This window comes from Pseudomonas sp. P4795, assembly GCF_048822895.1.
Classification (GTDB): Bacteria; Pseudomonadota; Gammaproteobacteria; order Pseudomonadales; family Pseudomonadaceae; genus Aquipseudomonas.
Map to the genome: position 1 here is coordinate 64,081 of NZ_JBMFBT010000009.1, position 13,710 is coordinate 77,790.

12 protein-coding genes are annotated in these 13,710 nt (G+C 60.0%); 9 read left to right on the forward strand and 3 right to left on the reverse strand.

What is annotated here, in order from left to right; genetic code table 11:
- Window positions 1–241: 241 nt before the first annotated feature.
- Window positions 242–1,312 (reverse strand): hypothetical protein, encoded by a 1,071-nt coding sequence (locus ACOI8A_RS23110; RefSeq protein ID WP_420648020.1) that lies wholly within the window; start codon window positions 1,310–1,312, stop codon window positions 242–244.
- 95 nt (window positions 1,313–1,407) lie between these two features.
- The gene (locus ACOI8A_RS23115) at window positions 1,408–1,848 is read right to left on the reverse strand and encodes a GlcG/HbpS family heme-binding protein (RefSeq protein WP_420648019.1); all 441 of its coding nucleotides are present in this window, start codon (window positions 1,846–1,848) and stop codon (window positions 1,408–1,410) included.
- 266 nt (window positions 1,849–2,114) lie between these two features.
- Here ACOI8A_RS23115 and gcl point away from each other — a divergent pair, with 266 nt between their 5' ends.
- The 9 genes from gcl to ACOI8A_RS23160 all read left to right on the forward strand — a co-directional run bounded on the left by gcl (window position 2,115) and on the right by ACOI8A_RS23160 (window position 13,213).
- The gene (gene gcl / locus ACOI8A_RS23120; RefSeq protein WP_420648018.1) at window positions 2,115–3,890 is read left to right on the forward strand and encodes a glyoxylate carboligase; all 1,776 of its coding nucleotides are present in this window, start codon (window positions 2,115–2,117) and stop codon (window positions 3,888–3,890) included.
- A 178-nt stretch (window positions 3,891–4,068) separates the two neighbouring features.
- Window positions 4,069–4,851 (forward strand): hydroxypyruvate isomerase, encoded by a 783-nt coding sequence (gene hyi / locus ACOI8A_RS23125; protein WP_420648017.1) that lies wholly within the window; start codon window positions 4,069–4,071, stop codon window positions 4,849–4,851.
- Between the two features lie 188 nt (window positions 4,852–5,039).
- On the forward strand, window positions 5,040–5,933 hold the full coding sequence (locus ACOI8A_RS23130) for a 2-hydroxy-3-oxopropionate reductase (RefSeq protein WP_420648016.1): 894 nt from the start codon (window positions 5,040–5,042) through the stop codon (window positions 5,931–5,933).
- A gap of 170 nt (window positions 5,934–6,103) precedes the next feature.
- Window positions 6,104–7,384 (forward strand): glycerate kinase type-2 family protein, encoded by a 1,281-nt coding sequence (locus tag ACOI8A_RS23135; protein WP_420648015.1) that lies wholly within the window; start codon window positions 6,104–6,106, stop codon window positions 7,382–7,384.
- Window positions 7,374–8,789 carry a pyruvate kinase gene (gene pyk / locus ACOI8A_RS23140; protein WP_420648014.1) on the forward strand — a complete coding sequence of 472 codons (1,416 nt, stop codon included), beginning with the start codon at window positions 7,374–7,376 and terminating at the stop codon, window positions 8,787–8,789. Before ACOI8A_RS23135 ends, pyk begins: the two co-directional genes overlap by 11 nt.
- Before the next feature lie 200 nt (window positions 8,790–8,989).
- Window positions 8,990–9,892: an urea transporter gene (locus ACOI8A_RS23145; RefSeq protein WP_420648013.1), complete on the forward strand. Its 903-nt coding sequence runs from the start codon at window positions 8,990–8,992 to the stop codon at window positions 9,890–9,892.
- Window positions 9,893–9,913: 21 nt separating this feature from the next.
- Complete coding sequence (locus ACOI8A_RS23150; protein ID WP_420648012.1) at window positions 9,914–10,738, forward strand: ion transporter; 825 nt, start codon at window positions 9,914–9,916, stop codon at window positions 10,736–10,738.
- A gap of 94 nt (window positions 10,739–10,832) precedes the next feature.
- A complete protein-coding gene (locus tag ACOI8A_RS23155; RefSeq protein WP_420648011.1) occupies window positions 10,833–11,831 on the forward strand; it encodes a sulfate ABC transporter substrate-binding protein in 999 nt (332 codons plus the stop codon).
- Between the two features lie 194 nt (window positions 11,832–12,025).
- Window positions 12,026–13,213 carry an MFS transporter gene (locus tag ACOI8A_RS23160; RefSeq protein ID WP_420648010.1) on the forward strand — a complete coding sequence of 396 codons (1,188 nt, stop codon included), beginning with the start codon at window positions 12,026–12,028 and terminating at the stop codon, window positions 13,211–13,213.
- A 47-nt stretch (window positions 13,214–13,260) separates the two neighbouring features.
- Here ACOI8A_RS23160 and ACOI8A_RS23165 read toward each other — a convergent pair whose 3' ends face one another.
- Window positions 13,261–13,665 (reverse strand): type II toxin-antitoxin system HicB family antitoxin, encoded by a 405-nt coding sequence (locus ACOI8A_RS23165; protein ID WP_420648009.1) that lies wholly within the window; start codon window positions 13,663–13,665, stop codon window positions 13,261–13,263.
- Window positions 13,666–13,710 lie beyond the last annotated feature (45 nt).

Consider the following 13,710-nt stretch of genomic DNA (forward strand, 5'->3'; position numbering starts at 1 on the left):
ATGGCCGAATGTGTCCGCTGAATCGCCTTCGCGAGCAAGCTCGCTCCCACAGTGGGTTTAAGTTGTTCACACATTTTGTGTCAGAGTTCCAGACCTGTGGGAGCGAGCTTGCTCGCGAAGACTTCAGCCTCTGGCTCCGCGATATCATGCAGCGTTCCCCGCGCCCTGGATCACCCATCAATACACCGCCATATGCCGGCACGAGACGCATAGCTAAGGTGATGGCAGCGAACCTGCGTTCTCAAGCTTCCTCCCCCATCAACCAGCGCAGCGCTTGCGGGAGTGAGGTGCTCCAGTCGTCGGGGAAGACGTGCCCACCCTCGTGGGTGCGGGACTTGACCTCGTTACCATCGCTGAACAGTTTGCGGAAATCGGCGCTCATCTGCTGATTGCCCGGGCCTTCTTTCTGGCCATTGATGACAAACACACGCTTGCCGCGAGCCTTGCTTTCGGTGGGTGTCGGCTGCATGCCGCCGGGCGACAACAGCAGCGCGCCGGCGTAATCGTCCGGATGCTGCGCCAACAAGGCGCCGGCATGTTGCGAACCTTGGGAGAAGCCCATCAGAAACACCCGTTTGCGGTCGATGCATTGTTGCGCTTCCAGGGCTTTGAGGCCCTGCTGCACCGTCTGATGGGTGCCTTCGAAGCCGGGGCCGATCCAGCGGAAGCTGTCGACTGCGTTGATCATCTGCGTGCCGTTGATCCCCAGAATGATTGCGCCAGTATCGGCCAGCGGTTGGTAGCCCTCACCCAGCTCGCCATTGACGCCATAACCGTGCAGCCAGACCACGACGGGGCGGCAGGCTTTTGGCACAGGAATGTTCGCCGACGGGTTGAGCACGGAAATCGCGCCGACCTTGCCTACAGCGATTTTCTTGTAGCGCTCCTGCGCGTTGGTCAGCACCGATTTATAGGTGGCGGTCTCGCGCAGCTCAGAGAAATCTTCGTCACCGGCCAACAGCGGGCCGAACCACAGGCCGCGATCATCGGCTTCTTGCAGATAGCGCAGTGCGAGTTTGTCATCACCACGCCGGGCAAACAGTGCGGCAACCTGATAAGGCGCGAGGATTTGCTTGGGATCTTCACGGCTGGCGGCCAGATAAACTGCGATCGCCTGCAAGGTGTCAGTGTCTGACAGAGTCTCGGCGCGTTCCATCAGTTCGGGAACATCGTCGGCGTTGAGCAGCGCAGAAACTACCGGACTGAGCGCGTTGAAAGCGATTTCGTCGGGATCGAGCTGTTCGGCGGCATGCAGAAAAGAGCTGCTGAGGGTCATGGCCGTGGCCAGAGAGATGGCATATAGCGTCTTCACGCTGATCTTCCTTGATACAAAAACGGGGCGGCAGTCTAACGACGCCGCCCCGCTTAGTCATCACCACAATGCCAGCCGTGGCGATTTAGTTCAGATCAAGCCGCCACGCCTGCATCGGCGCGCAGATCCAGCGCCTCCACCGCTTTGATCGCCACCTGCTCATCAATATCCGACACATCGCCACTGATGCCGATCGCCCCCAGCACATTCCCCGCCTGATCGCGGATCAACACACCACCCGGTGCCGGCACGACGCTGCCCTGACCCATGCTGTTGAGTGCGGCGAAGAACGCCGGGCGTTGCTGAGCATCCACTGCCAGCAAGCGTGAGCCCTTGCCCAGCGCAATGGCGCCCCAGGCTTTGCCGATGGCGATGTCCGGGCGCAGCAGGCTCGCGCCGTCTTCGCGTTGAAGGGTGACCAGGTGGCCACCGGTATCGAGTACCGCGATGGTCAGCGGGGCTGCGGAGATTGCGCGCCCTGCGGCGATGGCCTGATTGACCAGGTTGACTGCAACTTTCAAGGTTAAAGCGCTCATGGTGCCGTCCTCATTTTGTTATAGGGAAAGCTGTTGGCTGCGCGAAAGTGCCGCAGCTAGATCCAACAAATAGAACACAATGAGTTATTTTTTTGTATACAATAATTCTCGAAAAGCGCCCCATGCGACGAAAAGCCACAGTAGATACGGCTTCCGACGAATGAAACGGGCGCTTGAGAAAATGGATTGACCTGCGCCGTCCGCCGTGAATAAACTCTGCGCAAAGCCACTTGTATACAATTACAAAACGTAAGAGGCACAAAACCATGAGCAAAATGAGAGCAATCGAAGCCGCCGTTCTGGTGATGCGCCGTGAAGGGGTTGATACCGCTTTTGGCATTCCCGGCGCTGCGATCAACCCGCTGTATTCCGCCCTGCAGAAAGTCGGTGGCATCGATCACGTCCTCGCTCGCCACGTTGAAGGCGCCTCGCACATGGCCGAGGGCTACACCCGCACCAAGGCCGGCAACATCGGCGTGTGCATCGGCACTTCCGGCCCGGCCGGTACGGACATGGTCACCGGTCTGTACAGCGCCTCCGCCGACTCGATCCCGATTCTGTGCATCACCGGCCAGGCGCCGCGTGCTCGCATGCACAAGGAAGATTTCCAGGCTGTCGACATCACCAGCATCGTCAAGCCGGTTACCAAGTGGGCGACCACCGTTCTGGAGCCGGGCCAAGTGCCTTACGCGTTCCAGAAAGCCTTCTTCGAAATGCGCTCCGGCCGTCCAGGCCCGGTGCTGATCGACCTGCCGTTCGACGTGCAGATGGCGGAAATCGAATTCGACATCGACGCTTACCAGCCACTGCCGCTGTTCAAGCCGACCGCAACGCGCATTCAGGTTGAAAAAGCCCTGGCCCTGCTCGATCAGGCCGAGCGTCCATTGCTGGTCGCCGGTGGCGGCATCATCAACGCTGACGCCAGCGACTTGCTGGTTGAGTTCGCTGAGCTGACCGGTATTCCGGTGATCCCGACCCTGATGGGTTGGGGCACGATCCCGGACGATCACCCGTTGATGGTCGGCATGGTCGGTTTGCAGACTTCGCACCGTTACGGCAACGCGACCATGTTGAAATCCGACGTGGTGCTGGGCATCGGTAACCGTTGGGCCAACCGTCACACCGGTTCGGTTGACGTCTACACCGAAGGCCGCAAGTTCATTCACGTCGACATCGAAGGCACGCAGATCGGTCGCGTGTTCACGCCGGATCTGGGCATCGTTTCCGACGCCGCTGCGGCGCTGACGGTGTTCATCGAAGTCGCGCGTGAATGGCAAGCCGCCGGCAAACTGAAAAACCGCAGCGCCTGGCTGCAAGATTGCCAACAGCGCAAAGCCAGCCTGCATCGCAAGACTCACTTCGACAACGTGCCGGTCAAGCCGCAGCGCGTTTACGAAGAAATGAACCAGGTGTTCGGCAAGGACACCTGCTACGTCAGCACCATTGGTCTGTCGCAGATTGCCGGCGCGCAGTTCCTGCACGTCTACAAGCCGCGGCACTGGATCAACTGTGGTCAGGCCGGCCCGTTGGGCTGGACCATTCCGGCAGCGCTGGGCGTGGTCAAGGCCGATCCGAGCCGTAAAGTCGTGGCCCTGTCGGGGGACTATGATTTCCAGTTCATGATCGAAGAACTGGCGGTCGGCGCTCAGTTCAAACTGCCTTACATCCACGTCGTGGTGAACAACTCGTACCTGGGCCTGATCCGTCAGGCGCAGCGCGGGTTCGAGATGGACTACTGCGTGCAGCTGTCCTTCGATAACCTCAACGCGCCGGAACTCAACGGTTACGGGGTTGACCACGTCGCAGTTGCCGAAGGCCTCGGCTGTAAAGCACTGCGTGTGTTCGAACCGTCGGAAATCGCCCCTGCCCTGCGCAAGGCCGAACAGATGATCGAAGAGTTCAAAGTACCGGTGATTGTCGAGATCATTCTGGAGCGTGTGACCAACATCTCCATGGGAACCGAGATCAACGCCGTCAACGAATTCGAAGACCTGGCACTGGTCGGCAACGACGCGCCGACGGCGATTTCGTTGCTCGACTGATTGCCTTTAGCCCCCTCTCCCTTGGGGAGAGGGCTGGGGTGAGGGAACGATGTTGTGGCGTTCGCGGGATTTTGGGCCAACCTTGATTCTCCCCTCACCCTAACCCTCTCCCCCAGGAGAGGGGACTGATCGCGTTTAGTCTGACCCACCGTGTCAAATCCGCTTTTAGGAGACCACCATGCCGCGTTTCGCAGCCAACCTGTCCATGCTGTTCACCGAACAGGATTTTCTTGCCCGTTTCGACGCCGCCGCCAAGGCCGGTTTCAGCGGTGTCGAGTACCTGTTCCCGTACGATTTCAGCTCTGCCGAAATCAAGGCCAAACTTGATGCCAATGGCCTGACCCAAGTGCTGTTCAACCTGCCGGCCGGTGACTGGGCCAAGGGCGAGCGCGGGATTGCCTGCCTGCCGGATCGGGTTGAAGAGTTCCGTGCCGGGGTCGATCTGGCCATCGCGTATGCGCAGGTTCTCGGTAACACTCAGGTCAACTGCCTGGCCGGCATCCGGCCGCAAGGCGTGGACGATGCCACTGTTGAAAAGACCTTCGTCGCCAACCTCAAGTACGCCGCCGACAAGCTGCAAGCGGTCGGCATCAAACTGGTGATGGAAGCGATCAACACCCGCGACATTCCGGGTTTCTACCTGAACAACACGGCGCAAGCCCTGTCGATTCGCGAGCAGGTCGGCAGCGCCAATCTGTTCCTGCAATACGACATCTATCACATGCAAATCATGGAAGGCGATCTGGCCCGCACCCTGCAATCGCACCTGGGCGAGATCAACCATGTGCAACTGGCGGACAACCCTGGGCGTAACGAACCGGGGACTGGCGAGATCAACTATCGCTTCCTGTTCGAACACCTCGATCGCATCGGTTATCAGGGCTGGGTTGGCTGTGAATACAAACCGCTGACCACCACCGAGGCTGGCTTGGGTTGGCTCAAGAGCCATAACGCGATCTGAATGACAACGCATAACCCCTGTGGCGAGGGGATTCATCCCCGTTCGGCTGCGCAGCAGTCGTAATAGCTACACCCGAGCATTGCGAAAAACTTGGGGCAGCTTCGCTGCCCAACGGGGATAAATCCCCTCGCCACAAAAAGCTCATCGACTCAGCGTCGGGGGCTACACAAAAACAAGAGGATTTTCTCATGGCTAAAATCGGATTTATCGGCACCGGCATCATGGGCCACCCAATGGCGGCGAACCTGCAGAAAGCCGGTCACAGCCTGTTCCTGTCGGCGCACCACGATGCGGCTCCGGCTGATCTGGTCGCCGCTGGCGCCATCGCCCTGGCCAATCCGCGCGAAGTCGCGCAGGAAGCCGAGTTCATCATCGTCATGGTCCCGGACACCCCGCAGGTCGATGACGTGCTGTTCCGCGCCGATGGCGTTGCTGCGGGCCTGAGCAAAGGCAAAATCGTCATCGACATGAGTTCGATCTCGCCGACCGCCACCAAGGCGTTCGCCGCGAAGATCAACGAAAAAGGCGCGCAATACCTCGACGCTCCAGTCTCCGGTGGTGAAGTCGGCGCCAAGGCGGCGACCCTGAGCATCATGATCGGTGGCGACGCCGATGCTTTCGAACGCGCACTGCCGCTGTTCCAGGCCATGGGCAAGAACATCACGCTGGTCGGTGGTAATGGCGACGGTCAGACCGCCAAGGTTGCCAACCAGATCATCGTGGCGCTGAACATTCAAGCGGTTGCCGAAGCCCTGCTGTTCGCTTCGAAAAACGGTGCCGATCCAGCCAAGGTGCGCGAGGCACTGATGGGCGGTTTCGCCTCTTCGAAGATTCTCGAAGTGCACGGCGAGCGCATGATCAAAGGCACCTTCGATCCGGGCTTCCGCATCAGCCTGCACCAGAAGGATCTGAACCTGGCCCTGCAAGGCGCCAAGGAGCTGAACATCAATCTGCCGAACACCGCCAACGCTCAGCAAGTGTTCAGCACCTGCGCGGCCATCGGTGGCAGCAACTGGGATCACTCGGCGCTGATCAAAGGCCTGGAACACATGGCCAACTTCTCGATTCGCGATAAAAAATAATCCGCGCCTGTGGCTCGCTCTCTGTGGGAGCGGGCTTGCCCGCGATGGCATCGACTCGGTTTTCCTGAATGACCGCGGTGCCTGAATCGCTGGCAAGCCAGCTCCCACAGGGATCGCGTCGCTGCACCGTTGTCGCTTTATCCCAATAACAAGAATTCCGGGAGCCCGCCATGTCGGTCGATCCGCAACAACTGCTGCGCGAGCTGTTTGCCACAGCCATCGACGCGGCCCATCCGCAGCAAGTCCTTGAAGCTCATCTGCCAGCCGACCGCAGTGGCCGGGTGATCGTCATCGGCGCCGGTAAAGCCGCAGCCGCCATGGCGCAAGTGGTCGAGCGCTGCTGGACCGGCGAAGTCTCTGGCCTGGTAGTGACCCGTTACGGTCACGGCGCCCCGTGCGAAAAAATCGAAGTGGTCGAAGCTGCGCATCCGGTACCGGACGCTGCCGGCCTGGCCGTGGCCAAACGCGTGCTGGATCTCGTTAGTAACCTGACGGAAGACGACCGCGTGATCTTCCTGTTGTCCGGCGGCGGCTCTGCCCTCCTCGCCTTGCCGGCCGCAGGCATCACCCTCGCCGACAAGCAATCGATCAACAAAGCCCTGCTCAAATCCGGCGCGACCATCGGCGAGATGAACTGTGTGCGCAAGCACCTCTCGGCGATCAAGGGCGGACGCCTGGGCAGGGCCTGCTGGCCGGCGACTGTGTATACCTACGCGATTTCCGATGTGCCGGGCGACCTCGCTACGGTCATCGCTTCCGGGCCGACCGTGGCCGACCCGAGCACCAGTGCCGAAGCGCTGGCGATCCTCAAACGCTACAACATTGAAGTGCCAGCCTCGGTGCGCAACTGGCTGCAAAGCCCTGAATCGGAAACCGTCAAACCCGGCGACCCGAGCCTGGCGCGCAGTCATTTCCAGTTGATCGCCCGGCCACAGCAATCACTGGAAGCGGCGGCGGTGAAATGTCGTCAGGCCGGTTTCAGTCCGCTGATTCTCGGTGACCTGGAAGGCGAGTCGCGCGAAGTCGCGAAAGTCCACGCCGGTATCGCGCGGCAGATCGTCCAGCACGGCCAGCCACTGGCGGCGCCGTGCGTGATTCTGTCTGGCGGCGAAACCACGGTCACCGTGCGCGGCAATGGTCGCGGCGGACGCAACGCCGAGTTTCTCCTCAGCCTGACCGACAGCCTCAAAGGCCTGCCCGGCGTCTACGCGCTGGCCGGTGACACCGACGGCATCGACGGTTCGGAAGACAACGCCGGGGCGATCATGACCCCGGACAGCTACGCCCGCGCCGCCGCCCTCGGTTTGAGCGCCAGCGACGAGCTGGATAACAACAACGGTTACGGCTATTTCGAGGCGCTCGACGCATTGATCGTCACCGAGCCGACCCGCACCAACGTCAACGACTTCCGCGCCATCCTGATCCTCGAGAGCCCTAAACATGACGCCTGATAAAAAGGTCAAAATCCTCGCCACCCTCGGGCCTGCGGTGGATGGCATTGCTGATATCCGCGAACTGGTCGAGGCCGGGGTGAATATCTTCCGCCTGAATTTCAGCCACGGCGATCACGCCGACCATGCCAAGCGCTATCAGTGGATCCGCGAAGTCGAGCGCCAGCTCAACTATCCGCTGGGCATCCTGATGGATCTGCAAGGTCCGAAACTGCGTGTTGGCAAATTCGCCGACGGTAAGGTGCAGCTGCATCGCGGCCAGGCCTTTCGCCTTGATCTGGATGCAACGCCGGGCGATGAACGCCGAGTAAATCTGCCGCACCCGGAGATCATCGAAGCACTGGAAGCCGGCATGGACCTGCTGCTCGACGACGGCAAACTACGTCTGCGCGTGGTCACCAAATACGCCGACGCCATCGACACCACCGTGCTGAACGGCGGTGAACTGTCGGATCGCAAAGGCGTGAACGTGCCGCAAGCGGTGCTCGACTTGAGTCCGCTGACGGCCAAGGATCGCCGCGACCTGAGCTTCGGTCTGGAGCTGGGCGTGGACTGGGTGGCGCTGTCATTTGTGCAGCGTCCGCAGGACATCATCGAAGCCCGTGCGCTGATCGGCGACAAGGCCTTCCTGATGGCGAAAATCGAGAAGCCGTCGGCGGTTGAACAACTGCGCGAGATTGCTGAGCTGAGCGACGCAATCATGGTTGCCCGTGGCGATCTCGGCGTGGAAGTGCCGGCCGAAAGCGTGCCGCAGATCCAGAAAAATATCATCAGCACCTGCCGCGAACTCGGCAAACCGGTGGTGGTGGCGACGCAGATGCTTGAGTCGATGCGCTTCTCCCCGGCACCGACTCGCGCCGAAGTCACCGACGTCGCCAACGCGGTGGCCGAAGGTGCCGATGCGGTGATGCTCTCGGCGGAAACCGCGTCCGGCGAATACCCGCTGGAAGCGGTGCAGATGATGAGCAAGATCATCCGCCAGGTTGAGAATGGCCCGGATTATCAGACGCAACTGGATGTCAGCCGGCCGAAAGCCGAAGCCACCGTATCCGATGCGATCAGTTGCGCGATCCGTCGCATCAGCAACGTGTTGCCGGTGGCGGTGCTGGTGAATTACAGCGAGTCCGGCACCTCGAGTTTGCGTGCGGCGCGCGAGCGGCCGAAAGCGCCGATCCTCAACCTGACACCGAACCTGCAAACCGCTCGCCGCCTGAGCGTGGCGTGGGGCATTCACTCGGTGGTCAATGATCGGCTGCGCCAGGTCGATGAGGTGTGTTCGACGGCGCTGGAAATCGCCCAGGCGCAAGGGATGGCGCAGCGTGGCGATACGTTGTTGATCACTGCGGGCGTGCCGTTCGGGCAGCCTGGATCGACTAACTCGCTGCGTATCGAGACGTTGATCTAGAGCGCTCACACCCCTGTGGCGAGGGGATTTATCCCCGTTCGGCTGCGAAGCAGTCGTCGCTTTTAGGCTTGACGGTTTTCAATAGAAAAACCGCACTCGTCCAGATAGGGGCTGCTTCGCAGCCCAACGGGGATAAATCCCCTCGCCACAGTTTTTTTTGCAAGACCTTTTGATTTTCCAACTGCCCAGATTTTCTCAACATGCCTGCCAATCATTTCAACACCCACTGCCCCGACTGGGCCGAGGCTTTGCTCAACGGTTTCAGTCAGATTTTCCTGCAGCGCCATCCGCTCTGCGGGTTGCTCTGCCTGTTGGCCATATTGTTCACCGCACCAGTGTTGTTCGCTGGCGCGCTGCTCGGTGCGGTCGCCGGGTTGCTTACCGCGCAACGGCGCAACTACGCCAAGGCTGATCGTCAGGCTGGATTGTTCAGCTACAACGGCGTGCTGCTCGGGCTGTTGCTGAGTTTGTACTTCCCGTGGTCGCCAATGCTGCCGCCGCTGATTCTCGCCGCTGGCGGCCTGAGCGCGATGATCACGCAGCAGTGGCTAAAGCGTGTACGCATCGCCGAGCGTCTGCCCGCCTACACCGCGCCCTTCGTGTTGCTGAGCTGGATGTTTTTGCTGTTTGCCGAGCCAGCGGTGCCCGCGCCGATGCTGGAGCTGGATACGTCTAATCTTCTCGCTGCCGCGCTTAGAGGCTTCGGCCAGGTAATGCTGCTGGACGATCCGCTGGCCGGTGTCTTGATCGCCGTCGGCTTATTGGTCGCTGATCGCCGGGCATTTTGCTGGGCATTGCTGGCTTCGCTCATCGGGTTGGGTTCAAGCCTGTTGCACCACGACAGCCAAATCGCACTGCTTGGCCTCGGCAGCTACAACGCCGTGCTCGCCGCCCTCGCCTTCAGTGCGCAGCGCCAGCAGCCATGGTTGCCGCTGTTCGGCATCGGCCTGGCGCTGTTGTTGACGCCGCTGTTCAGCGCCATCGGGGTGGCCACGCTGACTGCGCCGTTCATCCTCGCCTGCTGGCTGCTGCGCACCGGCATCCGGTGGATGCAGCAACCCGCGTCTTGCGCTCATGGGGAGAATCAACCTAGGCTTCGCTGATCATCGGTTCAGGCGGTATCCATGGACAGCAGCAAAAACTGGCGTGAAGAACTTTACGTCATGGTTTTCCAAAGCGACACCAAGGCCGGGCGGCGCTTCGACGGCATCCTGCTGTTGATCATCCTCGCCAGCATTGTGATCGTGATGCTCGACAGCATCGACTCCATTCACCAGAACTACGCCAATGTGCTGGCGTACATCGAGTGGGGCTTCACGCTCATCTTCGCCATCGAATACGGCCTGCGGCTGTACTGTTCGCCCAAACCGTTGCGCTATGCGTTCAGCTTTTACGGGCTGGTGGATTTGCTGGCCATCGTGCCCGGCATTCTTGCGCTGTATTACGCCGACGCGCAGTACCTGCTGATCATCCGCATCATCCGGATGCTGCGGATTTTCCGCGTGCTCAAGCTCAGCCCGTACCTCAAGCAAGCCAACTATCTGATGTCGGCGCTGCGCGGCAGCAAGCAGAAGATCGTGGTGTTTCTGGTCAGCGTCTGCACATTGGTGACGGTGTTTGGCACGCTGATGTATGTGATCGAAGGCCCGGAACATGGCTTTACCAGCATTCCCAAAGGCATCTATTGGGCTATCGTGACCCTGACCACCGTGGGCTTCGGCGACATCGTGCCAAAGACTCCGTTGGGCCAGGTTATTTCGTCGCTGGTGATGATCACCGGTTACTCGATCATCGCCGTACCGACCGGGATTTTCACCGCCGAACTGGCCAACGCCATGCGCGGTGAGCAACTGCAACACGACTGCCCGGTGTGCAAAAAAAACAGCCATGAACACGGCGCGGCATTCTGCTCGCGCTGCGGTAATCAGCTGTTCAAGAAACTGGAATAAGCAAAGTCCTTTTTAATCTTTAAAGGACTATGCACGCCCGGCTATAGTCGCTGGCAAAACGGTATCACCCCCAATACAGAACAAGGAATGCGCAGTGAAAAAACTCTTTGGCGCCTCACTTCTCGCCGCCGGTCTGGCCTTCGGTAGCGTGGCTCACGCCGCACCGACCCTGCTCAACGTTTCCTACGACGTGATGCGCGATTTCTACAAAGACTACAACGCTGCCTTTCAGAAACACTGGCAAGCCGAGCACAAGGAAGACATCACCGTGCAGATGTCCTTCGGCGGTTCGAGCAAGCAGGCGCGTTCGGTAATCGATGGCCTGCCGGCCGATGTCATCACCATGAACATGGCGACTGACATCAACGCCCTGGCCGACAACGGGCAACTGGTGCCGAAAGACTGGGTCACCCGTCTGCCGAACAACAGCGCGCCGTTCACTTCGGCCACCGTATTCATCGTGCGCAAGGGCAACCCGAAAGCCCTGAAAGACTGGCCGGATCTGCTCAAGGACGGCGTGCAAGTGATCGTGCCCAACCCGAAAACCTCGGGCAACGGTCGCTATACCTATCTCTCGGCATGGGGTTACGTGCTGAAGAATGGCGGTGACGAGAACAAGGCCAAAGACTTCGTCGGCAAACTGTTCAAACAAGCGCCAGTGCTGGACACCGGGGGCCGTGCCGCGACCACCACGTTCATGACCAACCAGATCGGCGACGTGCTGGTGACCTTCGAAAACGAAGCGGAAATGATTGCCCGCGAGTTCGGTCGTGATCAGTTCGAAGTGATCTACCCAAGCGTCTCTGCCGAAGCCGAGCCGCCAGTGTCGGTGGTCGACAAAGTGGTCGACAAGAAAGGCACCCGCGATGCTGCCAACGAATACCTGAAGTACCTGTGGTCGCCGGAAGGTCAGGAAATTGCCGCGGCCAACTACCTGCGTCCGCGTGACCCGGCGGTGCTGGCCAAATACACCGACCGTTTCCCGAAAGTCGACTTCCTGTCAGTCGAGACGACCTTCGGTGACTGGCGCACGGTGCAGAAGACCCACTTCAATGATGGTGGGGTGTTTGATCAGATCTACAGCGGGCAGTGATGCCAGAGCGGTAACCGAAAAGGCGACCTGATCGGGTCGCCTTTTTGCATTCAGGTCCGCCGATGACGACACTTCCCTCGACGTCTCTCATTACGCAGCGTAATAACTGATATCAATCGAAAGCGCCTACCGCCGGTCCGGCGTGTCCCTTAGCCTCAGCGCATTCCTTTGTTCACTTGATCGAGAAAAACTCTATGACCGCCACAACTCACACAATGACCCGAGGCATGGTGCTGCTGTTCGCCTTCTGCTGCGGCGCCATCGTTGCGAATATCTACTACGCGCAACCGATCATTGGCCTGATTGCACCGGACATCGGCCTGACCGACACCATGGCCAGCTTCATCGTGTCACTGACGCAGATCGGTTATGCACTGGGCTTGTTCTTTCTGGTGCCGCTGGCTGATCTGTTGGAAAACCGTCGCCTGATGATCATCACCACCGTGGTGGCGATTGCCAGCCTGCTGGCTGCGGCGTTCACCGACCAGCCGAACCTGTTTTTGCTGGTCTCGTTGCTAGTGGGTTTCAGTTCGGTGTCGGTGCAGATCCTGATTCCACTGGCCGCACATCTGGCGCCGGAAGAATCCCGTGGCCGAGTGGTCGGCGGGATCATGGGCGGCTTGTTGCTGGGTATCTTGTTGGCGCGACCGGTCTCCAGCGTAGTCGCCGATCACCTCGGCTGGCGTGCGATGTTCATGATTGCGGCAGGGTTGATGGCAGCGATCAGCATCGTCCTGGCCCTGACCGTGCCCAAGCGTCAACCAGATCACAGCGCGAGTTACGGTCAACTGCTCGGCTCGCTGTGGACGCTGTTGCGCCAACAACCGGTGCTGCGTCAGCGCGCGTTTTATCAGGGGTGCATGTTCGCCACCTTCAGCCTGTTCTGGACTGCGGTGCCGCTTGAACTGGCGCGTAATCATGGCCTGAGCCAGACCCAGATCGCGATTTTCGCCTTGGTCGGGGCCATCGGGGCTATCGCCGCCCCGATCAGCGGACGCCTGGCCGACGCTGGCCACACCCGCATCGCCTCGCTGCTGGCGATGTTGTTCGCCAGCCTGAGCTTCCTCCCCGCCTTCATCCACCCGGCCTACAGCGTTATCGGCCTGGCCGTGACCGGCGTAGTCCTCGATTTCTGCGTGCAGATGAACATGGTGCTCGGCCAACGCGCGGTGTATTCCCTCGACGCGAAAAGCCGTGGCCGCCTCAACGCGCTATACATGACCAGCATCTTCATCGGCGGCGCGTTCGGCTCCTCGGTGGCCAGTGCAGTGTACGAACATGGCGGCTGGTTGTGGATCGTGATCGTCGGCAGCGTGTTTCCGCTGTTGGCGTTGCTACGGTTCTTGAGCGTGTCGGACAAGCGTTTGCTGGCGACTGCTTAAGCCATGAAAAAGCCTTGTCGGATTAAAAATCCGACAAGGCTTGGGACTCAATAACGAACCAGCTTCTCCATCGCCGCGTCCGCCAGAAACGAGGATCGGCTTTTGACATTGTGCTCGCGCACATAACGGTCGATGCGCTGGATGACATAACCGGGCAGCGTCACATTGACCTTCTCGGTCTTGCCCATGTACGGCGCGATGTCCAACTCCAGCATGCCCCAGCCCATCTCGGCAAATTCCGGATTGTTGCGGTGGTTGGCCGCCGAAGTCGGCATGGGAATCGAATCACCGTCGGAAGCGATCTCTTGCAACATGATGTGCGCGATCTCGACGGCGGCGTTGTAGGCATCTTCAAACGTATCCCCGGCCGTAACCGCGCCAGGAATATCGGGGATCTGAATACCGATGGCGGTGTTCTCGTCGCCCCATTCGATACAGATTGGATATTGCATTATGGATCTCCTGAGTAACCGGCTGACGGGTTGTACAACCCCGCG

Excerpts from the sequence above, each read along its gene's own strand:
- ACOI8A_RS23115 (WP_420648019.1), bottom strand. The coding sequence starts at position 1,848 with ATGAGCGCTTTAACCTTGAAAGTTGCAGTCAACCTGGTCAATCAGGCC.
- gcl (WP_420648018.1), top strand. The coding sequence starts at position 2,115 with ATGAGCAAAATGAGAGCAATCGAAGCCGCCGTTCTGGTGATGCGCCGT.
- hyi (WP_420648017.1), top strand. The coding sequence starts at position 4,069 with ATGCCGCGTTTCGCAGCCAACCTGTCCATGCTGTTCACCGAACAGGAT.
- ACOI8A_RS23130 (WP_420648016.1), top strand. The coding sequence starts at position 5,040 with ATGGCTAAAATCGGATTTATCGGCACCGGCATCATGGGCCACCCAATG.
- ACOI8A_RS23135 (WP_420648015.1), top strand. The coding sequence starts at position 6,104 with ATGTCGGTCGATCCGCAACAACTGCTGCGCGAGCTGTTTGCCACAGCC.
- pyk (WP_420648014.1), top strand. The coding sequence starts at position 7,374 with ATGACGCCTGATAAAAAGGTCAAAATCCTCGCCACCCTCGGGCCTGCG.
- ACOI8A_RS23145 (WP_420648013.1), top strand. The coding sequence starts at position 8,990 with ATGCCTGCCAATCATTTCAACACCCACTGCCCCGACTGGGCCGAGGCT.
- ACOI8A_RS23150 (WP_420648012.1), top strand. The coding sequence starts at position 9,914 with ATGGACAGCAGCAAAAACTGGCGTGAAGAACTTTACGTCATGGTTTTC.
- ACOI8A_RS23160 (WP_420648010.1), top strand. The coding sequence starts at position 12,026 with ATGACCGCCACAACTCACACAATGACCCGAGGCATGGTGCTGCTGTTC.
- ACOI8A_RS23165 (WP_420648009.1), bottom strand. The coding sequence starts at position 13,665 with ATGCAATATCCAATCTGTATCGAATGGGGCGACGAGAACACCGCCATC.